Here is a 23,704-nt window from a genome sequence, read left to right as displayed (position 1 = left end):
CCTTGTCGCAGGACTCAATCCCCGCTACCAAAGGGCGCTCCCGCCAAGAGGATGCTCTTTTGCCGCCCGGTTTGGCTAATTTGATCTGCGCACCGGAACGCTGCCACAATGAAGCCTACCGCAGGATATATTCGCCCCTGATGCGTCACCTCTTTGCACTTGCGATGTGTCTTGCGTTCGCGCTGGCCGCCTTTGCTCCCGCCACAGCCACTGCCTTCGAAGTCATCTCGGTTCCCGAAGACGTCAACGCCGTCAATCTGACGGAAGTCATCGAGATCCAGCCCGGCACCGATGGCCGCGTTCAGCTGTCGACCGCCCCCGGCGAGGACGGCATCATTCGCCGTATCGAAGTTTTGGCCGCCCAGCCGGGCACCAATCCAAAATTCGCGCTGTTTGCCCTGCGCAACGAAAGCGACCAGCAGATCGAGCGTCTGCTTGTGGCGCCGTTCTTCCGGCTTCCCGGTTCGGGCATTTTTCAGCCCGATCTGGGCAATGATCGTCTCACCGCGCTGACGCCAAGCGCCGGTATTCGCCCCGTTCGCCTCACCGATAGCGAAGCCGACGTGTTCGAGATCACCCTCGATCCCGGCGCTACCGTCACGTTCGTCGCCGAACTGACATCGGGTCAGTTGCCCGAACTTTATCTCTGGCAGCCCAACGCCTATCGCGACTACGTCAACTCCTTCACCCTGTTCCGGGGCGTGGTGCTTGGTGTGGCCTCGCTGGCTGCGGTGTTCCTCACCATCATGTTCGTGGTCAAGGGCAGGGGCGTGTTCCCTGCGACGGCCGCGTTTGCCTGGGCGGTGCTGGCATACCTCTTGATCGACTTCGGCGTTCTTGGGCGCGTTCTCGGAATAGATGCTGGAGGCATGCAGCCGATCCGCGCTGCGGCGGAGGCGGGCATAGCGACCACACTCGCGGGTTTCTTGTTTATCTATCTGAACCTGCATCGATGGCATCTGCGCTTCGTCCACCTCGCTCTGGGTCTGGCCGCGCTGTTCCTCGCGTTGTTCGCCTTTGCGTTCTTCGATCCCGCCATTGCGGCCAGTATCGCACGCATGGTTCTGGCGCTGATCGGCATCAGTGGTTTCTTCCTGATCCTGCTGCTGGCCCTGCGCGGCTATGACCGTGCCGTGCTGCTGGTGCCCACCTGGATCATCCTGATCGCCTGGCTGTTCTATTCCTGGCTGGTCGTTTCGGGGCAGGTCTCCAACGACGTGGCCCAGCCCGCTGTTGGCGGCGGCCTCGTGCTGATCATCATGCTGCTGGGTTTCACCGCCGTGCAGCACGCCTTCTCCGAAGGTCAGGTCACCATCGGAACGCTCTCCGAAGTCGAACGCCGCGCACTGGCGCTGACCGGCTCGGGTGACTTTGTGTTCGATTGGAACATCGAGCGCGACCGCGTCTCGGTCAGCGACGAACTTGCCACGCGCCTCGGCGAGAAGCGCGGCTCGCTGCGCGGCGCCATCAAGCGCTGGCTCGATCGCGTCCACCCCGACGACCGCGACCGTTTCCGCACTGCCTTCGACACGCTGGTCGAGCTCCGGCGTGGCAAGGTGTCCTCCGACATGCGCATTGCTGGACACGACGGCAGCTATCGCAGCTTCCGCATGCGGGTGAAGCCCGTGCTCGGTGGCGACGGTCAGGTCAACCGCATCGTTGGTACCCTGCAGGACGTGACTGAGGACCGTGCCGCCCGCGAACGGCTGCTTCATGACGCAGTGCATGACAGCCTCACCGGCCTGCCCAACCGCATGCTGTTCCTTGATCGGCTTGAGCGCGCTCTAGTGCGTGCCCGCACGCCCGGTGGCACCAAGCCTGCCGTGTTCCTGATCGATATCGACCGCTTCATGGAACTCGAAGAGCGCATCGGCCACTCGGCCGCCGACTCGGTTTTGCTGGCCATTTCGCGCCGCATCGCCCGCGTCATGCGCCCGCTCGATACCGTGGCCCGCGTCACTGGCGATCAGTTCGCGGTGATTCTGGCCTCCGAACAGGCAGCCGGCAAGATCGCCGAAACTGCCGAACAGATCCGCAAGGCCCTCAAGGCGCCGTTCAACTTCGGCGACCGCGACCTGACGCTCTCGGCGTCCATTGGCGTCACCATCTATGACAGCAACCCGGCCACCGCTGCCGATGTGCTGCGTGATGCAGAACTGGCCATGTATTACGCCAAGCGTCTTGGTGGTGACCGCATCGAAGCCTACCGCGCCTCTGCACGCTCCATCGCCGCCTACAACCGCGCCAGCGAGGAAGACCTCGAACGCGGCATGAAGCAGGGCGAACTGCATGTGATGTTCCAGCCGGTGATGGATATCCAGACCGGTCAGATTGCTGGTGCTGAAGCGCTGATGCGCTGGACCCACCCAACACGCGGCGCTGTCACGCCCGACGAGTTCGTGCCTCTGGCCGAACGCTCTGGCCAGATCGAAAAGCTGGGTCGCCTGGCATTCGAACAATCCGCCGCCCAGACCAAGGACTGGATGGCCTCGCTCGGCCTACCCGAAGAGTTCTTTATCTCTGTCAATCTCTCGCCAACCCAGTTGGCGACCGAGACCCTGCTCAACGACATGCGCAACCTAGTCGCGCAAGACAAGGACCTAGCGCAGCACCTCAAGCTCGAGATCACCGAGAGCCAGGTGATGACCAATCCCGAGCACTCCGCCTATATGCTGGCCGCTCTACGCAATCTGGGACTGGGACTGGCGCTCGACGATTTCGGCACCGGCCATTCCTCGCTGAGCTATCTGCACCGCTTCCCGTTCGATACCATCAAAATCCCTGCAGCCTTCGTCAAAATGGGCGAAGGCAATGGCATCGCCCATACGCAAGGCCCGATAATCAAGGCTATTGTGGCCTTGGCGACCGATCTCGATCTGATGGTAATTGCCGAGGGCGTCGAAACCCTCGACGAGATCGAGCGCCTGCGTCAGCTCAATTGCCGCTATGCTCAGGGCTTCGCATTCGGCGCGGCTATGAGTGGTGCAGAACTCGGCAAGAAGCTCGCCGCACAACTGGGCAAGTAAGGCGCCTCAATCTGCGCCTTGGCCTCGCTCAGGCGTGGCCAGCACTCGGGCTCAGTGAGGCTCTGGTGATCTTCAGACTTGCCAAGGCGGCGTCGTAGCGCTGCTCCACCGGCGTGTTGAAAATCACTTCCCAGCTCAATGGCATGGTCAGCCAGCCATTTTCGGCGATTTCATTTTCCAGCTGCCCGGCGCTCCAGCCACAATAGCCGAGCGCAAATAGCGTCGACCGCGGCGCCGGGCCAAAGGCCATGGCCTTCAAAATATCGAGCGTCGCCGTCAGGCTGATCTTGTCGGTGACTGGATAGGTATTGCCGCTCTGATAGTCGGATGAGTGGAGCACAAAGCCGCGCCCTTTCTCCACCGGCCCACCGCGCATCACAACACCCTCGCGGATGGCCTCCGGCAAGTGGATGACAGCATCCGGATCGCCCAGATCGAGCTCGTCGATAATGTCCGCAAACCGCATATCGGCCAGCTCGTGGTTAACCACCAGCCCCATCGCGCCCTCGCTGCCATGCCCGACAATGAGGATGACGCTTTCGGCAAAGCGTTCGTCCGTCATATCCGGCATCGCGACCAGAAACTGTCCTTCGAGTGAGTTCATGCCCAACAATAACCGGCAACCTTTGGCCATGCCAAGGCGTGATGCCGCAAACCTGGCTTGTTGCGATCACGAAGGCATGATGCTGCGTCAGCTTTTTCTAAACGCGTTCCTGCGCTAATGCCTTCCCATGCACTTGTCGTCCATCGCCTTCACCATTGCCCTGATCGCTCTGCCGGTTCATGCCGGCGAAACCGCGTGGCAGGAGGTCGCTCCCGGCGTCAAACTGCGCCTGATCAGCACCGGCCAGATCAAGCCCGATGGCACGACGCTGGTTGGCGTCGAGATCGACATGCCAGAGAACACCAAGACCTATTGGCGCGTTCCCGGCGACACCGGCCTGCCGACAGAACTCAGCTTTTCGCCTGAGCATGGTGTAGTGGGTCACAAGGTGATCTGGCCCTATCCCAAGCGTCAGCAGACACCCGACTATCTCGACTACGTCTACTTCGGCCCCACTGTTTTGCCGGTGGAAATCACCGTCGATGGCACTTCGCCAGTGGCCGAGGTCGAAGCGCTGCTCGGCGTGTGCTCTGACGTCTGCGTGCCCGCTCAGGCCAAATTCTCGTTGTCGCTTAGCGACCTCTCGCCAGACCGCGCCAATGGTCTGCGCATCCGTCAGGCCGCCGCCATGGCGCCCATTGAGTGGACCGGTGATGTCGACCCGTTCGGTACAGTCGAACTTCGCCTCGCCGACAAGATGCTCGCCGTCGAACTCACCAACCCTAATGTCGACCCGGCCTCGCTGATCGCCGCGACGACTTCAGGCGATCCTGTCTTCGGTGCGCCGCAAAAAAGCCCGGAACCAAACCTAGTGCTCATACCCATCATGGGCAAAGGCGACCATGCCGGCCTTAAAGGCGAGAGCGTTCAACTCACCTTCAAGACCGATTTGGGAGCTTTCGAGGTTGAGCGCCAGATCGCGCAGTAAAGACTAGACGGGGATTGGGGGCATTTAGCCTTGTCGGCTGCGCCAAAGCCGCTTATCCCGGATGTCTAAGGTTGAAAAGAGCTGCCGCCAGGTAGCCTATTGGTGGGGCATAATCACACGATGATCGATCGCGGCAATCCGGTCCCGTCCGTACCGGTGAAACTTGTGGGCGTCGATGGCGCCACCGATATCACCAGCGATGCCGTGCTCGGCACAGGTCTGGTTGTGTTCTTCGCCGTTCCCGGCGCTTTCACCCCAACTTGCCACGTCAATCATCTGCCCGGCTTTGTTGCCAATCAGGTCAAGCTAAAGGCCGCTGGCGTCGACCGCATTGTCTGCGCGTCCGTCAACGATGCCCACGTCATGAAGGCTTGGGCCGAAGCCTCTGGCGCGCTGGGCAAGATCGATTTTATCGCCGACGGCAATGGCGCACTGGCAAAGGCCCTCGGCCTCGACAAGGATTATTCTGGCGCCGGCATGGGCACGCGTTTTGCGCGCTCTGCTCTGCTGATCCGCGATGGCATTGTCGATGCCGTATTTGTGGAAGATGCTCCGGGCGTGACAACCAGCGGCGCACCAGCCATTCTGATGGCTCTCGAAGCCGCCCAAAACTAGAGTTTGCGTCAGGAGATCGCGTCATGAACCTGCCCACTACCCTGATGCTGCGCGTTTCAGCTGCCGGTGCCCTCGCAACCCTGCTTGCTGCCTGCTCCATGGGCGGCCTGATGGGCGGCGGCAATGCCGCGCAGACCCAGCAGTTGCAGAACGCGACTGCTACGCCAGCTGCTGTCGCGCAGGCGCAGACCAATGCTCTGCCCGCGATTGCCACACAGTGCCCGCCAATCCGGGTTCGCCCCGGCGGCGAGGCGATGTTCTATTATGGAAGTGGCCGCACCGGCGATGCGCGTGCGCTGCAGTATCAGGGCGTCATCGACGAGACGTCGCGCAATTGCGTCGTGTCAAATGGCCTGATCACCATCAATATGGGCGTGGTCGGCCGCGTGCTGCTTGGTCCCGCCGGCAACCAGACCAGCGTCAACGCCCCACTGCGTTTTGCAGTGGAACGCGACGGCCAGGCAATCTATTCGGAAAAGTACACGCTGCCGGTCGCCGTCACCGCTCCAGCCCGTTCGGCCGAGTTCGTCAAGGTGATCGAAAATGTCGCCGTGCCCTATCTCGGCGGCGAAGAAATCACCATCTGGGTCGGCTTCGACACGCGCGGATGATAAGACGCAGTGTGAGGTAGAACAAAAAGCCCGCGGATAGTTCCGCGGGCTTTTTTCGCTTCTACGTTATCGCGCATATGTCTGATCTGAGTCAGCGGCAGCAACCAAGCCAGTTGCCTTCTTAGTCCCCGCGAATTGCATTCGCGGGGACTAACAGTATGCCGGGGTGATCTACTATTCTGCTGCCTGAGGTAGGTCAGCAGGCCGTTCCCACTTGAGAATTGGCGAGCGCGCAGCGCGGGTTTCGTCCAGGCGGCGACGCGGTGCCTTGAGCGGCGCAGAGGTGAAACGCTCCTTGTTGCCGGCCTTCGCATCGGCAGCCAGCTCTTCCATCACCTCGCAGAAACGGTCGAGTGTCTGCTTGCTTTCGCTCTCAGTCGGCTCGATCAGCATCGCGCCATGCACCACCAGCGGGAAGTACATGGTCATGGGGTGGAAGCCTTCGTCGATCAAGGCCTTGGCGAAATCGAGCGTGGTCACTCCCGTGCCGGCAAGGAACGTATCGTCAAACAGCGCCTCGTGCATGGTTGGGTAATCGCCAAACGGCACCGAGAAGGCGTGCGCAAGGCGGGCTTTGATGTAATTGGCGTTCAGCACTGCGTCCTGCGCGGCTTGCGCGAGGCCATCGCCACCATGGCTGAGCATATAGGTGAGGGCACGGACATACATGCCCATCTGGCCCTGGAAGGCCGTGATGCGGCCAAGCGCCGTGCCTTCTTCGTGCTCGACCAGCTCAAGTCCGTCACTGCCCTTGCGGACGAACGGGACCGGCGCGAACGGGGCCAGAGCCTCGGACAGCACGACCGGACCAGCACCTGGACCGCCGCCGCCATGCGGCGTCGAGAAGGTCTTGTGCAGGTTGATATGCATGGCGTCGATGCCAAGATCGCCTGGACGAACCACACCCATGATCGCGTTGAAATTGGCGCCGTCACAGTAAAAGAACGCCCCGGCATCATGGATTGCCTTGGCGATCTCGATGACCTGTGGCTCGAACAGGCCACAGGTGTTCGGGTTGGTCAGCATGATCGCGGCCACTTCTGGTGACAACGCATCCTTGACGGCTTGCACGTCAACAGTGCCATCGGCGCGAGCGGGGATTGGCTTGACGGTGTAGCCGAGGAAGGCAGCCGTTGCCGGATTGGTGCCGTGGGCGCTTTCGGGCACCAGCACCACGGTCCGGTGGCTCTGGCCAGCAGCGTCCTGTGCGGCCTTGATCGCCATCATGCCCAGCAGCTCACCATGCGCGCCGGCCTTGGGCGTCAGCGCCACGGCAGCGGTGTTGGTGAGGGTCATCAGCCAGTGCGACAGCTCGTTCATCAACTCAAGCGCACCCTGCACGGTCGAAACCGGCTGCAGCGGGTGAATATCCGAAAAGCCGGGCAGGCGGGCCATTTTTTCGTTGAGACGCGGATTGTGCTTCATCGTGCACGAGCCGAGCGGATACATGCCGCTATCGATCGAGTGGTTAAGGCGCGACAGGCGCACATAGTGGCGCATCGCTTCCGGTTCGGTCAGGCCAGCCAGATCGAGTGGGCTCTTGCGCTCGAAACCGCCAAGGCGGTCATTGGTGATGATGGCGTCTGGCAGATCGACGCCCGAATGCTCGGTATCGCCGATTTCAAACAGCAGTGGTTCATTGGGGAGAAGTGCCGAACCCGAGGTCGAGGCAAAGCCCGAAGTGCCCACGCCGGTGGGGCGGCCCTGATTGTTCATGCTCATGCGAGTTCCTCCGAAAGAGCCGAGCACAGCGCGGCGATATCGGTGTCGGTGGTGAGTTCGGTTGCTGCCAAAACGATGAGGTTGGTGACCTCCGGATTGCTCGGCTCCAGGCGGCTGACCGGCACGCCGGCGAGAATGCCGCGTTTGGCCAGGCGTTCGACCAGATCGGCGGCCGGCTGCGCCGTGCGGATGGTCAGCTCGTTAAAGAACGTCTTGTTGAGCACTTCGACGCCCTCAACGCCTGCAAGCGCATCGGCCAGTTCACACGCACGAGCATGGTTGAGGCGGGCAAGGCGGGTAAACCCGGCTTCGCCCAGCAGCGCCATGTGGATCGAGAACGCCAACGCACACAGCCCCGAATTGGTGCAAATGTTCGAGGTCGCCTTCTCGCGGCGGATATGCTGCTCGCGCGTCGAAAGGGTGAGCACGAAGCCGCGCTGACCTTCGGCGTCGACGGTTTCGCCACACAGACGGCCGGGCATCTGGCGGATGAATTCCTTGCGGGTCGCCATCAGGCCAAGATAGGGGCCACCAAAGTTGAGCGCGTTGCCGATCGACTGGCCTTCGGCCACCACGATATCGGCGCCAAGCGCGCCGGGGGCTTCGAGCAGGCCGAGCGAGACGACCTCGGTGATCACCACGATCAGCAGCGCGCCCTTGGCATGGGCAGCGTCAGCAGCGGCCTTGATGTTGCGCAAGTGGCCGTAGAAGTCCGGTGTCTGCACCACGATCGCGGCGGTGTTCTCGTCGATATGGTCGAGAATGTCGCCCTGGCCTTCCGGCGAGGCCGAGAGGCAATCGAGATCAGCGTCGTCCTTGAGATAGGCACGCACCACATCGCGATAATGCGGGTGCAGACCACCCGAGAGCACCACCTTGTTGCGGCGGGTCAGGCGGCGTGCCATCAGCACGGCTTCTGCGGTGCCGGTGGAGCCGTCATAAAGCGAGGCGTTCGCCACATCCATGCCGGTCAGTTTGGCGACCTGGGTCTGGAATTCGAACAGCATCTGCAGGGTGCCCTGCGAGATTTCCGGCTGATAGGGCGTGTAGGCGGTCAGCCATTCCGAGCGCTGGATCAGGTGATCCACAGTCGCCGGAACGTGGTGGCGATAGGCGCCCGCACCGACAAAGAATGGACCATCGGAGCCCGCATGGTTCTTGGCCGCGAGCGCCTTCATATGCGCTTCGACCAGAAATTCGGGGCTATGGGCGGGCAGGCCGAGATCGAAGCTCTTGAGCGCCTTGGCGGGCACGGCGCTGAACAGGGCATCGACATTGGCCGCGCCGATAACGCCAAGCATTTCGGCGCGTTCGGCTTCGGAATGGGGGAGGTAGCGCATTTAGGAGGTTCCAGTTTGCGGCGGGAGCCCCCTCCCTGGCCCTCCCCTCAAGGGGGAGGGTGAGTGCAGTGAATGTGGCGTGATCTTGCCAGCAACACCGGGTTCACCCTCCCCCTTGATGGGAGGGAAGGGAGGGGGGCTTCTTACTTGGTCAAATCTGCATAGCCAGCGTCATCGAGCAGGCCATCGAGTTCAGCGGCGTCGGCGATGGCGATTTTGTAGATCCAGCCAGCCGCTTCAGGGTCGGAGTTGATCAGGCCTGGTTCGCCGGTGAGCGCTTCATTGACTTCGGTCACGGTGCCGGCGACGGGCGCGTAGATTTCCGAAGCGGCTTTGACCGACTCGACCACGGCAGCCTCGGTACCTTTCTTGAGCACCTTGCCGACGGCGGGTAGCTCGACAAAAACGATGTCGCCGAGCGCTTCCTGAGCATAGGGCGTGATGCCCACAATGCCGGTGGTGCCTTCGACGCGGATATATTCGTGGTCAGGGGTGAACTTGGTGGTCATGGCAGATCCCTCAACTGGATGTGGCTTTGCGGAAATAACGATGGGGCACGAAGGGGGTAGCAACCACCTCGGCCGATTGCTGGCGTCCGCGCACGGACACCTGAAGTTTGGTGCCAGCAACAGCAAGGCTTGGCGGCACAAAGCCCATGGCGATGGCCTTGCCCAGCGATGGCGCAAAGCCGCCGCTGGTGACGACGCCGACGACAGTACCGGCTTCGTCGAGGATTTCAGCCCCCTCGCGCGCCGGGGCGCCTTCAACGATCAGCCCAACGCGCTTGCGGCTCGGGCCGTTCTCGCGTTCGGCCAGAATGCGGCTGGCGCCGGGAAAGTCAGCGGCCTCGCGGCGGCGCTTGGAAACAGCAAAGCCAAGATCAGCTTCGATGGGAGAAACGGTTTCGTCGAGGTCATGGCCATAGAGCGGCAGGCCAGCTTCGAGGCGCAGGCTATCACGTGCGCCAAGGCCGATTGGCTTGACCCGTGGATCAGCGAGCAGCGCATCCCACAGTTTTGTCGCGAATGGGGCAGGGCACAGCAGCTCAAACCCGTCTTCACCGGTATAACCTGCGCGGGCGACGATAATAGTCTCACCCTCAAATTCGTAAGAGCCGTGCTGCATGAAGCCCAGCTCGACAACGCCAGGGATGAGGCTGGCGAGAACGCCGACCGCCTCCGGCCCCTGTAGGGCGAGCAAAGCGCCATCATCGGCGCGTTTCAACGTGGCCCTGTCGCCAGCGGCAGACGCGATGCGCGCAAAGTCGCCTTCCTTGGTTCCGGCATTGACGACCACATAGAGCGTCCCGGCGTCTTTGGGCGACCGCGCGACCATCAGATCGTCGATCACGCCGCCCGTCTCGTTGAGCAACAGTGTGTACCGTACCTGGCCGGGCTTGAGTCCCGCGATATCGCCGCTGATCAGCGGCTCGATAATGGCCGAGATGGCAGCGTGGTCGGCGTCAGCGTTGCCGCTTGGATTGTTGAGCACCAGAAAGCTCGGACCCATATGGCTGACATCGAACAGGCCCGCCTGTTCGCGGGTCCATTTGTGTTCGGTCATGATGCCGCAGGGATATTGCACCGGCAGGCTATAGCCGCCGAATGGCACCATACGGCCACCGGCCGCGGTGTGTCGCTCAAAGAGCGGTGTGGTCTTGAGGTCTTCGGCTGTGGTTTCGGCCATCAACACTTCCCGGAAAATGAACAAGGCGACACGACTACACTCGCCTTGCGGCGAATTCCGTGCCCCCTCTGTCCTGATCACCTGAGAGATTTCCCGGCTGAGCGCCGGTTGCTCCTTCGGTGGGACCGCGCAATGTGCCGGTCCGCTTTCCAGAGTTGTAGCTTGCTGCGGTCCTTTTGCCTGAGAGTTTCCGGGGCGGTTGCTCCTTCGGCGCTGGAGAAAATCCAATCTCTCCCGCAGTGAGCGCACCATGGTGGAGAATCCGGAACGCGTCAATCGCGGGAATGGGGGATACCCAGAAACAAAAAGGCGGACCTTGCGGCCCGCCTCAAATTCTTAAATCTGCACCGAACCCTAGTTCAGGCGATTGCCAACATCGGCGATAGCCTTGTCGACAACCTGGCCACCCTTCTTGCCCATCTCGTCGGTCAGAACCAGACGAGCGGCTTCAATGGCGACGTCGGCAGAGCGAGCGCGCACTTCGGCAACGGCCTGAGCCTCTGCCTGGGCGATCTTGTCTTCCACAGCCTTGGTGCGGCGGCTCACCAGATCTGCCAGCGAAGCCTGGGCTTCGGCGGTCAGGCGGGTCGCCTCTTCCTTGGCAGCAGCGATGATGCCTTCGGCTTCGCTCTCGGCGGCAATGCGCTTCTGCTCATATTCAACGAGCAGGGCGGCAGCCTCTTCGCGCAACTTCTTGGCTTCAGCCAAGTCGTTGGCGATCTTTGCGATCTGCCCATCGAGCATCTTGGCGATGATCTTTGGGATGCCGAAATACAGCGCCATCGCGATGAAGATGACGAGGGCGACGGTGGCGTAGAAGCTGTTATCGAGCCATTCCATTGTCGCTTACTCCTTGCTGGCCTTGGTGACCGCGGCGCGGATGTTGTCCGACGGAATATCGCCGATCAACTGCGTCACAACGGTCTGGGCAGTTTCCGAGGCAATCTCGTCAACATGCGTCAGCGCTTCGGTCTTGGTTGCCGAAATGCGGGCCTCGGCAGCGGTAACCTTCGAGGTCAGATCGGCTTCGACTGCGCTGCGCTTGGCAGCAAGGTCGGCCTGGATCGACTCGCGGGTTTCGTTGGCAATGCCCTGTGCCTTGGCCTTTGCCTCAGCCAGTGCAGCTTCGTAAGCAGCGATGGCGGCATCGGTCTTCTGGCGGGATGCGTCTGCAGCGGCCAGATCGGCATCGATCAGGCCCTTGCGGTTCTCGAGAATGCCAGTGACGCGGGGCAGGGCAACCTTGCTCATCAGCAGATAGAACGCGCCAAACGTAATGGCGAGCCACAGCAGCTGGCTTGGGAAGGTCGCTGGATCAAATGGCGGGAAAACGCCCGATCCATGATCGTCACCGTGTGCCACGGTGGTTGCATGAGTGTCGGCGGTTGGGTCGACGTGACCCGTTGCGCCAGGAACCGGCTCGCCATGAGTGGCGTCAATCGCGTTGTCGAGATTTTGCTCGGTCGGCGTTTCGGCCTCTTGGGCGAAAGCTTGCGTTACCATCAGGTGAGGTCCCGTTAAATCCGGTCAGCCGGCCGAAAGCCGGAGAAGTGCACGCAGCCGGGAAGCTCCCGGCTGCGGAAAGATCTGGGTCGGCGCCGTTATTAGGCGACGAACAGCAGGATCAGGGCAACCAGGAACGAGAAAATGCCCAGAGCTTCGGTCACGGCGAAGCCGAAGATCAGGTTCGAAAACTGGCTAGGAGCAGCCGAAGGGTTGCGCAGGGCACCCGACAGGAAGCTACCGAAGATGTTGGCCACGCCAATAGCGGCGCCGGCCATACCGAAACAAGCAATACCGGCACCGATGAACTTTGCGGCTTCAGCTTCCATTTTATAGTCCTTTCAAGCGACTTTAAGCGGGGTTCTGGCGGAACAGCCCGCCGTGACTGGTAGATTAGTGAGAGGGGTGGATCGCGTCGTTGAGGTACATGCAGGTGAGAACCGCAAAGACGTAGGCCTGAACAGCACCAACCAGGAATTCCAGTCCGGTGATGGCGACGCCCATGATCAACGGCAGCGCCGAACCAAGAATGCCAAGGAAACCAAGGCTGCTCATGGTGACGATGAAGCCGGTGAAGACTTTCAGAGTGATGTGGCCAGCCAGCACGTTGCCGAACAGACGCACGGAAAGCGAGATCGGGCGGCTCATGAACGAGATGAACTCGATTGGCGCCACGATGGGAAGAATATAGCCTGGGACGCCCGATGGGACGAACAGCTTGAGGAACTTCGGACCGTTCTTGACGAAGCCGTAGATCACGACAGTCAGGAAAACCAGCATCGACAGCGCGAAGGTCACGATGATGTGGCTGGTGACGGTGAAGAAGTAGGGCACCATGCCGAGCATGTTTGCCACAAAGATAAAGGTGAACAGGCAGAACACCAGCGGGAAGAACTTCATACCTGCCGTGCCGGTCGCACTTCGCACCATATTGGCCACAAACTCATACATGAGTTCCGCCAATAGCTGGGCACGTCCTGGAACGACGCTCTTAGAACCTGTTGCCAGGATCATATATAAGGACACGATCGCGACGGTCGCGACCATGAACAGCGCCGAATTGGTGAAAGCGAAGGTCACACCGGAACCTTCTGTGCCATCACCGCCGAGGGTGAATAGCTTCGCAATGTCATAGATGACAAACTGGTGGATCGGGTCAGTACCGGCCATGGAGCCCTCTAAGCGTCATCATTTGTCATCTTCGTCTTCCACGTCGGGTCCCATATCGGACCCCGGCGGGGGAGGCGATGCTGCATTCATCTGCGCCACCACACGGGTGACATTGAGTATTCCAGCGGCAAAGCCCACCAATAACATGATGAGCAAGCCCCAGGGGCTGGTCCCCAGGCCCAGATCGATGAGATAGCCGATAACGGCACCCACCAGGATCGCGGCGATGAATTCGGTTCCGATGCGCATGCCGCGCCCCAGTCCGCTCATCTCCGGGGAGGCGTCTCTCGAGGCTCTATTGTCCTCGATCTCGCGTTCCCTTTTGGCCGAGGCGATGCGCGATGCAAGATCGTGCGTCACCCCTTTGACGTTGTCAGGCTGGCTGTCGGTGTCTTGCGGTTTTGACATCCGCTGGTTCCCTCGGCCGGCCCATCCCCGGAAATTCCGGGACGCCTTTTAAGTCGCGCGCAACATAGTGGTGGGGTCTGAGAGTGTCAAGACAGGCTTGGCGGCGGTAAGGCGTTGTTTTAATTAGTATATTCAGCTTGTCGCAGGGGTGCGTCATGCTGTCCACAGCCGATCGTGGCATTGTCAGGGCAGACAGCGGGAGATTCTGTCTCTTTGAAGGGGCTTCTAGCCCGCCTCGCGGAAGCTTTCGGCGGTCGTCAGGTCCACCGATACCAGTTGGCTGACGCCGCGCTCGGCCATGGTCACGCCAAACAGGCGGTCGACCCGGCTCATCGTGATCGGATTGTGGGTAATCACCATGAAACGGGTATTGGTCCGCTGCCGCATGGATTCGAGCAGGTTGCAGAACCGCTCCACATTGGCGTCGTCGAGTGGTGCGTCCACTTCGTCCAGCACGCAGATCGGGGCAGGGTTGGTCAGGAACACCGCAAAGATCAGGCTCATCGCCGTCAACGCCTGCTCGCCACCCGACAACAAGGTCATGGTCTGTGGCTTCTTGCCCGGCGGGCGCGCAATGATTTCAAGCCCGGCTTCCAGCGGATCATCGCTTTCAACAAAGGTCAGCTCGGCCGTGCCGCCACCGAATAGCGTCGTGAACAGTTCCTGGAAATGCGCATTGACCTTGCCGAAGGCTTCGTTGAGCCGGGCGCGGCCTTCGCGGTTGAGCGACTGAATGCCGGTGCGCAGCTTGGCGATGGCCTCGATCAGGTCTTCCTTGTCCTTGACCATCAGGTCGAGCTTTTCCTGAACCTCGACCGCTTCCTTTTCCGCCGACAGGTTCACGCCGCCCAGCCGCTCGCGCTCGGCCTTGAGACGGTCGACCTTCTGTTCGATCGCGTTTTCGGCGGGCAAGGGGTCTTCCGGTTTGATGCCCGAGGCTTCGAGCGTCTTGCTGGCCGGAATATCGAGCGTTTCTTCGATCTGTCGTTCGATCTGCTGACGCTGGGCAATAAAACCCTTGAGGCGTTCATCGATCCGCGTCAGCTCAATCCGCGCATTGGCGAGCAGGTCGCTGGCCGTCTTGAGCGCCCGGTCGGCTTCGCGATACCCGGTCTGGGCCAGATTGAGGCTATCGCCAGCGGCCTTGTGTTCGACCGTCGCCGTTTCGATCTGGTCTTCCAGCTGCGCCCGGCGATCGGCAAAGCCATCGGGGGAAACGTTGACGGCGGCGAGCTGCGCCGCGACTTCAGCGCTGCGCTGATCCAGCGTTGCCAACTGCGCCAACGCACCCTCGCGGCGACGCTGCCAGCTGGTGCTATCGCGCTCCAGTTGGGCAATGCGACTGTCACGCATGCGAGCGGAGGTTTCAAAACTGCCCAGTTTCAGGCGCGACTGGTCGGCTCGTTCGCGCGCGGCATCGAGCGAAATCTGGTGCGTTTCGGCAATCTCGGCCGCTTCGCCTTCATCTCCCGCATCATAAAGAGACTGTTCGGCCTCCTCGCGGATGGCTTCGGCTTCAGCCAGACTGGTGGCGAGCCGCGTCCGCGCCTCTTCCAGAGCCGACTGCCGCGTCACCAGATCGCCTATGGCGCGCTGGGCTTTATCGACATCGGCCTGCGCCGCGCCAATCGCGTGCTGCGCCAAACGCCAGGCCTCGCGCTGCTGACGCTCCTGTTGGCGGGTCGCTTCAAGACCAGAGGTCAGCGCATCGACATCGCGCTTGAACGCATTGCGTTCGCCCTTGGCGCGGGCAATGTCTTCGTCGAGATCGGCCAACCGGTTGCGTTGGGCAAGCCGTTGCGCGGCCGCACTCGGCGCATCGGCCGCGGCGATAAATCCGTCCCAACGCCACAATGCGCCTTCCATGGTGACCAGACGCTGACCCGGCTTAAGCGCATGCATCAGCGCTGGGCCATCGGCTTCCGAGATCAGACCGATCTGATCAAGACGACGCTTGAGCAAGGCACTACCAGTCACATAGCGCGATAGTGGTTCGGCGGCCTGGGGCAGGGCGGCGTCATCGGTGTGATCGACCGGAACTGACCAATGCATTGGCGCACCGGCATCCGAGCTGGCTTCAAGATCATCGCCCAGCGCCGCACCCAGTGCCGTTTCATAGCCGGGCGCAACCTTGAGTTCATCGACAATGGCGGGCCACAGGCTCGCGCCGACATTGAGCATTTTGCCAAGCGTTGCCGCTTCGGCCTCAAGCCGGTTGAGCGCCGCTTCGATTTCGGCAAGCCGTGGCCGCGTCTCGTCGAGCTTGACCTGGGCCTCGGCCGTCGCCTCTTCTGCGAGCACAGCCGCATATTCGGCTTCGGCTGTCGCAGCTTGTGCTGCTTCCAGTGTGGCCCGCTTGAGGCTCAGGGTTTCGTCGGCATCAAGGCTGGCATTGACCGTGCGGGCCTCGGTTTCGACCTCGGTAATTTCGCTGGTGAGCCGGGCGATCCGCTGCGCTGCTTCCTGCGCGCTGCGTTGGGCCTGACTACGCCGCGCCCGCATTTGCGACAGGGCGTCGGCAGCAACGCGCGCTTCGGCCTCGGCGCGAGTAACGGCGGCGCGGGCGCTGTCGGCGTCTTGCCGGGCGCGGTCAAAATCGGCCTGCGCCGCTTCGCCTTCCGCCGCCAGAATTTCCAGCTCCTCGGCATAGGTCGCCAGCGTCACTTCGCTTTCGGCGCTGAGTTCGCGCTCGCGCTCACCGTCGGCGGTCAGTTGGCGGATGCGATCTTCGAGTTCGATCCGACGCTGCCCCATACGGCGTGATTCTTCGGCGAGCTGCTCGGCGAGGATCGTGTAACGCTGCAGCACTGCGCCGGTGATTGCCTCCCGCTCGCGCAGCGGCTGCAGCGATGCATCGGCTGCTTCGAGTTTTTTCTGCGCTTCAAATTCGAGATGTGTTGCGTCGGCCAACGAGCGCACCAGCGCTGCCTGCTGCGCCTCGGTTTCCTTCTCGGCAAAGCGGGCTGCAACCCAGCGTATATGATAAAGTGTCGCTTCGGCCCGGCGGATGTCGCCAGAGAGCGAACGATAGCGCGTCGCGAGCCGCGCCTGCCGCTTCAGCGTTTCAAGCTGTGTGTCCACCTGCGCGATGATGTCATCGACGCGCTCAAGATTGGCCTCGGCGGCCCGCAAGCGCAGTTCGGCCTCATGCCGACGCGAATGCAGACCCGAAATACCCGCCGCTTCTTCAAGTAAGGCCCGGCGCGCCGTTGGCTTGGCGGCGATCAGCTCGCCGATCTGCCCCTGCCGCACCATGGCAGGCGAGTGCGCACCGGTCGATGCGTCGGCGAACAGCAGCTGAACGTCACGCGCCCGCACTTCCTTGCCATTGACGCGATAAACCGAGCCCTGCTCGCGTTCGATGCGGCGGGTGACTTCGAGCACATCGGCGTTGTTGAGCGCAGCAGGTGCCGTGCGATCGGAATTGTCGAGAACGAGGGTGACTTCGGCCGAATTGCGGGCAGGGCGGTTGCCCGAGCCCGAAAAAATCACGTCGTCCATGCCGGACGCGCGCATCGCCTTGTATGAGCTTTCGCCCATCACCCAGCGCATGGCTTCAACGAGATTGGATTTGCCGCAGCCGTTTGGCCCGACAATACCCGTCAGGCCTGGCTCCATCACCAGCGTCATTTCGTCGGAAAACGATTTGAAGCCGTGCAGCTTGAGGCGGGAGAATTTCATGGCAGCGCCACCGAAGCGGCGCTGCCAGTTATGAAATTACTGCGCAGGGGCAACTGGCGTTGCAGTTGGCTCGGCTGGGGTTGCTGCATCGGCAGCAGGGGCAGCGGTTGGCTCTGCTGCTGGAGCAGCGGGGGCCGCTGCGGGAGCGGCGGCCGAGGCGTCGGTGGCCACGAAATCGGCAGGGATAAGCGGATCGATTTCAGCTGCAAGCTGCTCGAGCGTCTTGTCACCAGTGAGTGTCTTGCCGTTGACATAGAATGTCGGCGTACCCGTCAGCCCGAAATCGTTCAGCGCCTGCTCGCGCAAGGCTTCCATCCCGGTGAACAGCGCCTGATTCGTCAATGCTGCGTCGAAAGTTTCCTGGGTAAAGCCCAGCTGCTTGGCGATTTCCAGAATCGCATCGCGTGGCGTGTCCGAAGCGGCCCAGGTGTTCTGGGTCTTGAAATAGGTGGCCACCACGTTGTGGTAATTGGTCGGGCCCGACGCTTCCGCCAGCATGAAAACGGCGGCGTCGAGCACGTTGCGCACGAATGGGCGCAGCACGAGCTTGACCTTGCCGGTGTCGATATACCGGGTGGTGAAGTCTGGCAGCACGGTGTTGGAGAAGGTCGCGCAGTGCGGGCAGGTCGGCGAAGCATATTCGATGACCGTAACAGGAGCGGATTCGCTGCCCTTGACATGGTCCGCAACGCCGCCGGCAGGTGCCATCAGCTTGGCGATGTCGATCATGTCGCCTTCAGCAGCGCTGGCGGTGGCTACCCCGCATAGGCTCAAAGCCGATGCAGCTGCGGCCAGCATAAGGGTGTCACGGCGGGTAAAGTTCACGGCTAACGCTCCTGTTTTGTTGTGCGCGACACTACACGGGGCAAATGTGTGGGCAAGTGGGCACATTCATCAACCTACAGTGAACACTCTGGTTGCATTAAGTGGACATTGAAAGCCGCTCACCCGTCTCGCCCCGATCTGCTGGACAGCGCGTGACCCAATGTCCGCAACGCTTCCCTCAGAACATCGTCCTCGATATCGGCCACCTGGGCCCCGACCTTTGCGATGACGCTCTGGCTCGGTTGAATGTTTTTCTCGACCTTTTGCGCTGAACCGGGCCTGAACGCTTCGGCCGACAGTTTCACCGTGCCCACCAGCACGAAACCAAAATAGCGATTGATCGCCGCCGCGATTTTGGGCCCCTCATGGGCAATCGCCAGTGCATGGCCTGGCACGCAGCGCAGCAACAGCGTTGCGCCCTCAGCACTTTTCTCGCCGCGCGGCCAGGTCAGTTTGTCGGGAATGGCGACCTCGTCATAAGGCTTGGGTGCCATCACCGACCAATGCGCGATGATATCTCGGCTGGCAAAGCCACGCTTTTTGAGTACCGGATCAAGCGCGCCCGAAAGCACATCGGCGATGTTCATCGTGCGATTGCGACGTTTCGGTACGGGCAGATCATCCTTGGCCATAGTGCTGAAGTACCCCCAGTACCGCGCATCAACAAGAGGGATCGGGTCTTGTTCCCGCTACCCTCGTCGGTGAGGGGCATGAGTATGTCTCGGCACGATGATCCAGCGAAACGCCACATCCGTAGGATGAAGTGAATGCGGCCCCCTTGTGGCCTGCCACCCGCCAGAGGTATCCGATGGCAATGCAGCTCGCCAATTCCGCCCCCATCGATGCCCCGGCCGTTCTCGCCTGGTATGATCGCCACGCCCGCGATTTGCCATGGCGCGTCTCGCCCGCGGACCGCGCTGCCGGGCACAAGCCCGATCCCTATCGCGTCTGGCTCAGCGAGGTGATGCTGCAGCAAACCACGGTGACGGCCGTCAAAAATTACTTCATCCGTTTCACCAGTCTGTGGCCCACCGTGCAGGACCTAGCGGCCGCGCCGCTTGATAGCGTCCTCAAGGAATGGGCTGGCCTCGGCTATTACGCCCGCGCCCGAAATCTGCACGCCTGCGCCGAAGCGGTGGTGCGCGACCATGGCGGCGTTTTTCCGGACACATCGGTTGGCCTCCAAACCCTGCCGGGCATCGGCGCCTATACCAGCGCCGCCATTGCGGCGATCTGTTTTGACGAGCGCGTGGCCGTGCTCGATGGCAATCTCGACCGCGTCCTCGCCCGCTATTACGCGCTGCCCGTCCCGGTCCGCGATGCCAAGGACGAACTCCGCGCCGCCCTCCAAGCCTCGGTGCCCGCGCGGGCCGGCGACTACGCTCAAGCCATGATGGATCTGGGCGCCACCATCTGCGCACCCCGCACCGCCGTCTGCATGCTGTGCCCGATCCAGCCCGGTTGCGCCGCGACGAAATCCGCAGATCCAACCATCTATCCAATCAAGCCTAGCAAAGCCGACCGTCCCGTCCGCAAGGGCCACGCCTATGTCATGACCGACGCGGCCGGCGATGTGTATCTGCAAAGCCGTCCCGCCAAGGGCCTGCTCGGCGGCATGACCGAAGTGCCCGGGTCAGACTGGGGTACCGACCTCGCCGAACCCAACTACCCAATCCAAAGCGAATGGCGCCATCGCGGCCAGATCGTCCACATCTTCACCCATTTCCGCCTGGAACTGGAAGTGTGGTCCGCAACCGTCCCCCCCGAAACCCTCGACGGCGGTTGGTGGTCCGAACGAACTGCTCTCAAAGGCGAAGCGCTACCCACATTATTCAAAAAGGTGCTGGCGCAAGCAGGTTTCGACTAAATTCACCCAACGCCATTGGGCTCCGTGGGGTGCAAGCCCTTGTTTCACTGCGGTTGCGGGCAAGAATGGGGTGGCTAGCGGACTGGCGGGTTTCGGGTAGCTGCAAGCAAATAGCAGCCTTTTGAGTGTCGCGAATAAGCAGGTTGGCGCGGTGCGCGATCATCAAAAAGGGCCAACCTGATGAAGGCCGGCCCAAATGCTCAAAGCGCTAGGACTGGTGGTTCGCGGCCAGTAAGTCTCTCAAAATCCTGAGACGCCGGTCCACCTGCGCCTCTCGCTAAACCGTCGTCTATCCAGGCAAGCATTGCGGCACTCTCTGGCGGGACCGATGCAGCTACCATGCGCTCCACAAGTGCTTCTTTTGAGACTTCAACGGGGGAGTATGAGCGGCCCCGACTAGTGCGGGCCAACTCCGCCAACTCCGGCATCGTGATGGCTTTGGGTCCAGTGATGTCGAGAGTACGCCTACCCGAAAATCCATCGGAAACGGCGAATGCTGCTGCGTCTGCACATTGTTCACGCGTCACATAGGCTACACCGCCTGCGCCCGCCGCGTGGACGAAGCAACCGTCATCGTCAGCACGTTCAAGAAATTGCCGTGCCAAATCGTCATAGAAGGCGTTTCGCAATATCGAGTAGCCAATGCTGCTCTCTTTGAGAATTGCCTCGGTCGTGGCGTGATCGGCAGTCATCAGCGAAAGCGGGCTGCTGTCTGCATTCAAAAACGACGTATAGACGATGTGACTGACGCCCGCGCCAATTGCTGCGTCTATTGCAGCTCGATGTTGGCGGATACGTATGCCATCTGGACTTAAAGCGTTGGTGCTGATGAGGATAAGCCGGTCCACCCCAGTCATGGCCTGTTGAAGGCTCTCGATCTGGTCGAAATCTGCGAACCGCGGCTCCAGGTCGCTGTACATTCCTGCAAGTGCGTCGGGCGTCCGACTAAGCAAGACGAGCGGCTGTTTGGTGATTGAGCGCAGCGACTGGAGCACCATGCGGCCCAGCTTTCCGCTAGCGCCGGAAATAGCAATTGATGTCATTTGAAAACTCTTCTGACGATATGGATACGACAGTGCACACCCCGCAACGCGGTGGCTTCACTGTCAGCGATCAGTCAGAAGAAAACTCTTGTCACAGTGGTCTTATCGAACAGCCTTCGCCGCAGGTCAAGATCACCTGACCAGTTGACCGGGTTGCGCCTCCTCATGTCTGCTGTTGGGACTATCGATCTTCACCGGCTATGTCCGAAATGGGAGCGGGAGCTGCCATCGGCCCTGTCCCTCCCCCGCCAAGCTCACAGTGCCCCTCCATAAACTTATCCCCGCCTCGCAAACCTGCCGCACAATGTGCCTATTCCCGCCAGTCACCGGCTTCACGCAAAGTCGGGCGGGGTGACCGTGGGAGAGGGGCGCTTCTCCAGTGGGGTTGGAAACTCGGCAGCCGGACCTGCAAGAATGGTACCGCCTGAACCGGACCTCGCCCAAAGAGCGGATCGTGACGGGCGGCCCTTGGGCCACTCTACTGACTTTTCAGGTCCAACGGCCGCCCGTTACAGTGAAACCGCGACGCCAAAAGGCCGGGCGGCATTTTTTGCTGCCCCAAAACCGGCAACTGCAAAAACAAAGAGGCCGCCGGGGCAAACCGGCGGCCAGTTCAAGAGCCTGATGATTGGAGGTCAGGATCAGGCAGAAAGCAAATCAAGTTTTGCACGAATGTCCGTGCGAAGATCGTCGATCGGGTCGATGCGCCCGTTCTGTTCGTGGTGCCAGAAAGTCCACCCGTTGCATGACTCAGCACCCTGAACCAAGGCACCCACCTTGTGGATGGAACCCTGATGGGATCCCGAGACGAGCGACCCGTCTGCACGAACCATGGCGTAATAACGTCGCGACAAGTCGAAGAGTTGCGCGCCCGGTTCAATTAATCCCTGCTCCAGCAGCGAGCCGAAGGGAATGCGTGCTTCCTTGCGCTTGGGCGTCACCGATTGCAGCGCCTCGAACACGCCGGGCCGGATCGTGGCGATGCGCTTGAGAGCGGCATTGATATAGCTCTCTTCGCGCTCGATGCCGATGAAGTGCCGGCCAAGCTTCCGCGCAACGGCGCCCGTCGTTCCCGTGCCAAAGAACGGGTCGAGCACGATGTCGCCTGGCTTGGTCGTGGCGTTCAGAATACGGAACAGCAAGGCCTCCGGCTTCTGGGTCGGATGGACCTTTTCGTCGTCCTCGTCCTTGAGCCGCTCGGCGCCGGTGCAGATGGGGAACAGCCAATCACTGCGCATCTGCGTGTCGTCGTTCGCCAGCTTCAAGGCTTCGTAGTTGAACGTCACCTTGCTCTTTTGGCTGCGCGCAGCCCAGATCAGGGTTTCATGGGCATTGGTAAACCGCGTGCCGCGGAAGTTCGGCATTGGGTTGGCCTTGCGCCAGATCACGTCGTTGAGCATCCAGAAGTCGAGGTCCTGGAGCGCCGTCCCGACGCGGAAAATATTGTGATAGCTGCCGATGACCCACAAGGCCCCATCCGGCTTGAGCACCCGCCGCGCGGCCTTCAGCCACGCCCGGGTAAAAGTGTCGTAATGGGCAAAGCTCTCGAACTTGTCCCATTCGTCATCCACCGCATCAACCTTGCTCTGGTCAGGGCGGGTGAGGCTCTGTTCCAGCTGCAGGTTATATGGGGGATCAGCGAAAATCAGATCAACCGAGCCAGCTGGCAAGGCGTTCATGTGGTCGATGCAGTCACCCACAAGAATGGTATCGATCGGGAGACGCTGGGTCTCCTCCGCAGCGGCTTCTGGAGCCGTACGCGCGGTACGCAACATACACTTAACCCTAACGCAGTACTAACAAACCCGTTATAGCGCGCCAGGGTTAATGGAGCGTTTGTAAGGGGTTAGCGAGGGGTTAAGACGCGCCCGTTGAGGCGGCAAAGGCGCGGTGCGTTGTGGACCGCTTCGCTCCTACCTCACACCGAGGGCTGTCGATACATTTAACGTCCAGTAGCCCTCATGGTGAGGTGCGAGTTCTTCACGAGCCTCGAACCACGAGGGCGTGCATCCCTAAGCCACCGCCATCCGAACCCGAGCCCAGGCTTCCGCCACCGGCGCAAATTCCTCGCGGTGGTGCCGGCAAGGGCCATGCTCCACCAGCGCCCGCATATGTTTCGCAGTCGAATAACCCTTATGCCCGGCAAAGCCGAAATGGGGCGCATCGCAATCCATGATTTGGCACATCCGGTCCCGGGTGACCTTGGCGACAATCGACGCTGCCGCAATCGACACACTGCGCCCGTCACCACCGATCAGCGCCAGCCCCTCGCAGGGCAGCCCCATTGGCACATCGCGCCCATCGATCAGCACGCGGTCTGGCCGCAGTGACAGGCTCGATGCCGCCTGCGCCATGCCCCACAAGGTTGCCCCGCGAATATTGTGGCTCAGGATGATGGATGGCGGTGCCACCACCACCGAAACAGCGAGCGCCGATACCATGATCTGCTCGAATAGAACCTCGCGCTGTTCTTCGCTCAGCTTCTTGGAATCATTGAGCCCTGCCGGAATGGTCCTCGCATCCAGCACAACGGCGGAAACCACTACAGGCCCGGCCAGCGGACCGCGCCCGGCTTCGTCCACGCCCGCAACAATTCTCGCGCCCCGCGCCTGCAGCGCGAGCTCGTGGGAATAGTCGGGAGTGGTCTGGATAGTCGAATCGAAAAGCATGCCAGC

Annotated in this window: 21 protein-coding genes and 2 riboswitches; of the genes, 5 read left to right on the top strand and 16 right to left on the bottom strand. The window is 61.4% G+C overall.

Going from position 1 to position 23,704, the window contains the following annotated elements; genetic code table 11:
- Positions 1-140 precede the first annotated feature (140 nt).
- On the top strand, positions 141-3,026 hold the full coding sequence (locus ABIE28_RS12755) for an EAL domain-containing protein (RefSeq protein ID WP_354063477.1): 2,886 nt from the start codon (positions 141-143) through the stop codon (positions 3,024-3,026).
- Between the two features lie 28 nt (positions 3,027-3,054).
- Here ABIE28_RS12755 and ABIE28_RS12750 read toward each other — a convergent pair whose 3' ends face one another.
- A complete protein-coding gene (locus ABIE28_RS12750; protein ID WP_354063475.1) occupies positions 3,055-3,630 on the bottom strand; it encodes a YqgE/AlgH family protein in 576 nt (191 codons plus the stop codon).
- Positions 3,631-3,757: 127 nt separating this feature from the next.
- On the opposite strand from ABIE28_RS12750, the gene ABIE28_RS12745 reads away from it, so the two are divergent.
- The 3 genes from ABIE28_RS12745 to ABIE28_RS12735 all read left to right on the top strand — a co-directional run bounded on the left by ABIE28_RS12745 (position 3,758) and on the right by ABIE28_RS12735 (position 5,784).
- Positions 3,758-4,558, top strand: coding sequence for a protein-disulfide reductase DsbD domain-containing protein (locus tag ABIE28_RS12745; RefSeq protein ID WP_354063473.1), 801 nt, complete (start codon positions 3,758-3,760; stop codon positions 4,556-4,558).
- Positions 4,559-4,678: 120 nt separating this feature from the next.
- Positions 4,679-5,173 (top strand): peroxiredoxin, encoded by a 495-nt coding sequence (locus tag ABIE28_RS12740; protein ID WP_354063471.1) that lies wholly within the window; start codon positions 4,679-4,681, stop codon positions 5,171-5,173.
- Between the two features lie 23 nt (positions 5,174-5,196).
- Positions 5,197-5,784 (top strand): hypothetical protein, encoded by a 588-nt coding sequence (locus tag ABIE28_RS12735; protein WP_354063469.1) that lies wholly within the window; start codon positions 5,197-5,199, stop codon positions 5,782-5,784.
- Positions 5,785-5,958: 174 nt separating this feature from the next.
- Here the strand turns inward: ABIE28_RS12735 and gcvPB are convergent, their stop codons facing one another.
- The 12 genes from gcvPB to ABIE28_RS12675 form a co-directional block, all read right to left on the bottom strand.
- The gene (gcvPB, locus tag ABIE28_RS12730) at positions 5,959-7,506 is read right to left on the bottom strand and encodes an aminomethyl-transferring glycine dehydrogenase subunit GcvPB (RefSeq protein WP_354063467.1); all 1,548 of its coding nucleotides are present in this window, start codon (positions 7,504-7,506) and stop codon (positions 5,959-5,961) included.
- Positions 7,503-8,846: an aminomethyl-transferring glycine dehydrogenase subunit GcvPA gene (gene gcvPA / locus ABIE28_RS12725; RefSeq protein WP_354063465.1), complete on the bottom strand. Its 1,344-nt coding sequence runs from the start codon at positions 8,844-8,846 to the stop codon at positions 7,503-7,505. Before gcvPA ends, gcvPB begins: the two co-directional genes overlap by 4 nt.
- 143 nt (positions 8,847-8,989) lie before the next feature.
- Positions 8,990-9,355, bottom strand: a complete 366-nt coding sequence (gene gcvH / locus ABIE28_RS12720; RefSeq protein WP_354063463.1) for a glycine cleavage system protein GcvH — start codon at positions 9,353-9,355, stop codon at positions 8,990-8,992.
- 10 nt (positions 9,356-9,365) lie between these two features.
- Complete coding sequence (gene gcvT, locus ABIE28_RS12715) at positions 9,366-10,532, bottom strand: glycine cleavage system aminomethyltransferase GcvT (protein WP_354063461.1); 1,167 nt, start codon at positions 10,530-10,532, stop codon at positions 9,366-9,368.
- Between the two features lie 58 nt (positions 10,533-10,590).
- A riboswitch (glycine riboswitch) is annotated at positions 10,591-10,690 on the bottom strand.
- A riboswitch (glycine riboswitch) is annotated at positions 10,691-10,779 on the bottom strand.
- A gap of 107 nt (positions 10,780-10,886) precedes the next feature.
- Positions 10,887-11,372 (bottom strand): F0F1 ATP synthase subunit B family protein, encoded by a 486-nt coding sequence (locus ABIE28_RS12710; RefSeq protein ID WP_354063459.1) that lies wholly within the window; start codon positions 11,370-11,372, stop codon positions 10,887-10,889.
- A gap of 6 nt (positions 11,373-11,378) precedes the next feature.
- Positions 11,379-12,038 (bottom strand): F0F1 ATP synthase subunit B, encoded by a 660-nt coding sequence (locus tag ABIE28_RS12705; protein WP_502913435.1) that lies wholly within the window; start codon positions 12,036-12,038, stop codon positions 11,379-11,381.
- A gap of 98 nt (positions 12,039-12,136) precedes the next feature.
- The gene (locus tag ABIE28_RS12700) at positions 12,137-12,364 is read right to left on the bottom strand and encodes a F0F1 ATP synthase subunit C (protein ID WP_354063455.1); all 228 of its coding nucleotides are present in this window, start codon (positions 12,362-12,364) and stop codon (positions 12,137-12,139) included.
- A gap of 64 nt (positions 12,365-12,428) precedes the next feature.
- Positions 12,429-13,205 (bottom strand): F0F1 ATP synthase subunit A, encoded by a 777-nt coding sequence (locus tag ABIE28_RS12695; RefSeq protein WP_354063453.1) that lies wholly within the window; start codon positions 13,203-13,205, stop codon positions 12,429-12,431.
- 18 nt (positions 13,206-13,223) lie between these two features.
- Complete coding sequence (locus tag ABIE28_RS12690; RefSeq protein WP_354063451.1) at positions 13,224-13,613, bottom strand: AtpZ/AtpI family protein; 390 nt, start codon at positions 13,611-13,613, stop codon at positions 13,224-13,226.
- Between the two features lie 225 nt (positions 13,614-13,838).
- Complete coding sequence (gene smc / locus ABIE28_RS12685) at positions 13,839-17,294, bottom strand: chromosome segregation protein SMC (RefSeq protein ID WP_354063449.1); 3,456 nt, start codon at positions 17,292-17,294, stop codon at positions 13,839-13,841.
- A gap of 36 nt (positions 17,295-17,330) precedes the next feature.
- The gene (locus ABIE28_RS12680) at positions 17,331-18,119 is read right to left on the bottom strand and encodes a thioredoxin domain-containing protein (protein WP_354063447.1); all 789 of its coding nucleotides are present in this window, start codon (positions 18,117-18,119) and stop codon (positions 17,331-17,333) included.
- Positions 18,120-18,238: 119 nt separating this feature from the next.
- Positions 18,239-18,751 (bottom strand): DUF721 domain-containing protein, encoded by a 513-nt coding sequence (locus ABIE28_RS12675; RefSeq protein ID WP_354063445.1) that lies wholly within the window; start codon positions 18,749-18,751, stop codon positions 18,239-18,241.
- Positions 18,752-18,933: 182 nt separating this feature from the next.
- Here ABIE28_RS12675 and ABIE28_RS12670 point away from each other — a divergent pair, with 182 nt between their 5' ends.
- Entirely contained in the window at positions 18,934-19,986 is a 1,053-nt protein-coding gene (locus ABIE28_RS12670; RefSeq protein WP_354066449.1) for an A/G-specific adenine glycosylase, read from the top strand.
- Between the two features lie 200 nt (positions 19,987-20,186).
- Here ABIE28_RS12670 and ABIE28_RS12665 read toward each other — a convergent pair whose 3' ends face one another.
- The 3 genes from ABIE28_RS12665 to rnhB all read right to left on the bottom strand — a co-directional run bounded on the left by ABIE28_RS12665 (position 20,187) and on the right by rnhB (position 23,698).
- Positions 20,187-21,029, bottom strand: a complete 843-nt coding sequence (locus ABIE28_RS12665; RefSeq protein WP_354063444.1) for an NAD(P)H-binding protein — start codon at positions 21,027-21,029, stop codon at positions 20,187-20,189.
- A gap of 641 nt (positions 21,030-21,670) precedes the next feature.
- Positions 21,671-22,804, bottom strand: coding sequence for a site-specific DNA-methyltransferase (locus ABIE28_RS12660; RefSeq protein ID WP_354063442.1), 1,134 nt, complete (start codon positions 22,802-22,804; stop codon positions 21,671-21,673).
- A gap of 237 nt (positions 22,805-23,041) precedes the next feature.
- Positions 23,042-23,698 (bottom strand): ribonuclease HII, encoded by a 657-nt coding sequence (rnhB, locus tag ABIE28_RS12655; RefSeq protein WP_354063440.1) that lies wholly within the window; start codon positions 23,696-23,698, stop codon positions 23,042-23,044.
- Between the last annotated feature and the right edge of the window lie 6 nt (positions 23,699-23,704).

Origin of the sequence: Devosia sp. 2618 (assembly GCF_040546815.1) — a bacterium.
GTDB lineage: Bacteria > Pseudomonadota > Alphaproteobacteria > Rhizobiales > Devosiaceae > Devosia.
The sequence above is the reverse complement of the archived record's forward strand: the minus strand, read 5'-3'. Positions and strand labels throughout refer to the sequence as shown.

What these genes read in the sequence shown, in the direction of transcription:
- ABIE28_RS12755 (WP_354063477.1), top strand. Translation starts at nt 141, where the DNA reads ATGCGTCACCTCTTTGCACTTGCGATGTGTCTTGCGTTCGCGCTGGCC.
- ABIE28_RS12750 (WP_354063475.1), bottom strand. Translation starts at nt 3,630, where the DNA reads ATGAACTCACTCGAAGGACAGTTTCTGGTCGCGATGCCGGATATGACG.
- ABIE28_RS12745 (WP_354063473.1), top strand. Translation starts at nt 3,758, where the DNA reads ATGCACTTGTCGTCCATCGCCTTCACCATTGCCCTGATCGCTCTGCCG.
- ABIE28_RS12740 (WP_354063471.1), top strand. Translation starts at nt 4,679, where the DNA reads ATGATCGATCGCGGCAATCCGGTCCCGTCCGTACCGGTGAAACTTGTG.
- ABIE28_RS12735 (WP_354063469.1), top strand. Translation starts at nt 5,197, where the DNA reads ATGAACCTGCCCACTACCCTGATGCTGCGCGTTTCAGCTGCCGGTGCC.
- gcvPB (WP_354063467.1), bottom strand. Translation starts at nt 7,506, where the DNA reads ATGAGCATGAACAATCAGGGCCGCCCCACCGGCGTGGGCACTTCGGGC.
- gcvPA (WP_354063465.1), bottom strand. Translation starts at nt 8,846, where the DNA reads ATGCGCTACCTCCCCCATTCCGAAGCCGAACGCGCCGAAATGCTTGGC.
- gcvH (WP_354063463.1), bottom strand. Translation starts at nt 9,355, where the DNA reads ATGACCACCAAGTTCACCCCTGACCACGAATATATCCGCGTCGAAGGC.
- gcvT (WP_354063461.1), bottom strand. Translation starts at nt 10,532, where the DNA reads ATGGCCGAAACCACAGCCGAAGACCTCAAGACCACACCGCTCTTTGAG.
- ABIE28_RS12710 (WP_354063459.1), bottom strand. Translation starts at nt 11,372, where the DNA reads ATGGAATGGCTCGATAACAGCTTCTACGCCACCGTCGCCCTCGTCATC.
- ABIE28_RS12700 (WP_354063455.1), bottom strand. Translation starts at nt 12,364, where the DNA reads ATGGAAGCTGAAGCCGCAAAGTTCATCGGTGCCGGTATTGCTTGTTTC.
- ABIE28_RS12695 (WP_354063453.1), bottom strand. Translation starts at nt 13,205, where the DNA reads ATGGCCGGTACTGACCCGATCCACCAGTTTGTCATCTATGACATTGCG.
- ABIE28_RS12690 (WP_354063451.1), bottom strand. Translation starts at nt 13,613, where the DNA reads ATGTCAAAACCGCAAGACACCGACAGCCAGCCTGACAACGTCAAAGGG.
- smc (WP_354063449.1), bottom strand. Translation starts at nt 17,294, where the DNA reads ATGAAATTCTCCCGCCTCAAGCTGCACGGCTTCAAATCGTTTTCCGAC.
- ABIE28_RS12675 (WP_354063445.1), bottom strand. Translation starts at nt 18,751, where the DNA reads ATGGCCAAGGATGATCTGCCCGTACCGAAACGTCGCAATCGCACGATG.
- ABIE28_RS12670 (WP_354066449.1), top strand. Translation starts at nt 18,934, where the DNA reads ATGCAGCTCGCCAATTCCGCCCCCATCGATGCCCCGGCCGTTCTCGCC.
- ABIE28_RS12665 (WP_354063444.1), bottom strand. Translation starts at nt 21,029, where the DNA reads ATGACATCAATTGCTATTTCCGGCGCTAGCGGAAAGCTGGGCCGCATG.
- ABIE28_RS12660 (WP_354063442.1), bottom strand. Translation starts at nt 22,804, where the DNA reads ATGTTGCGTACCGCGCGTACGGCTCCAGAAGCCGCTGCGGAGGAGACC.
- rnhB (WP_354063440.1), bottom strand. Translation starts at nt 23,698, where the DNA reads ATGCTTTTCGATTCGACTATCCAGACCACTCCCGACTATTCCCACGAG.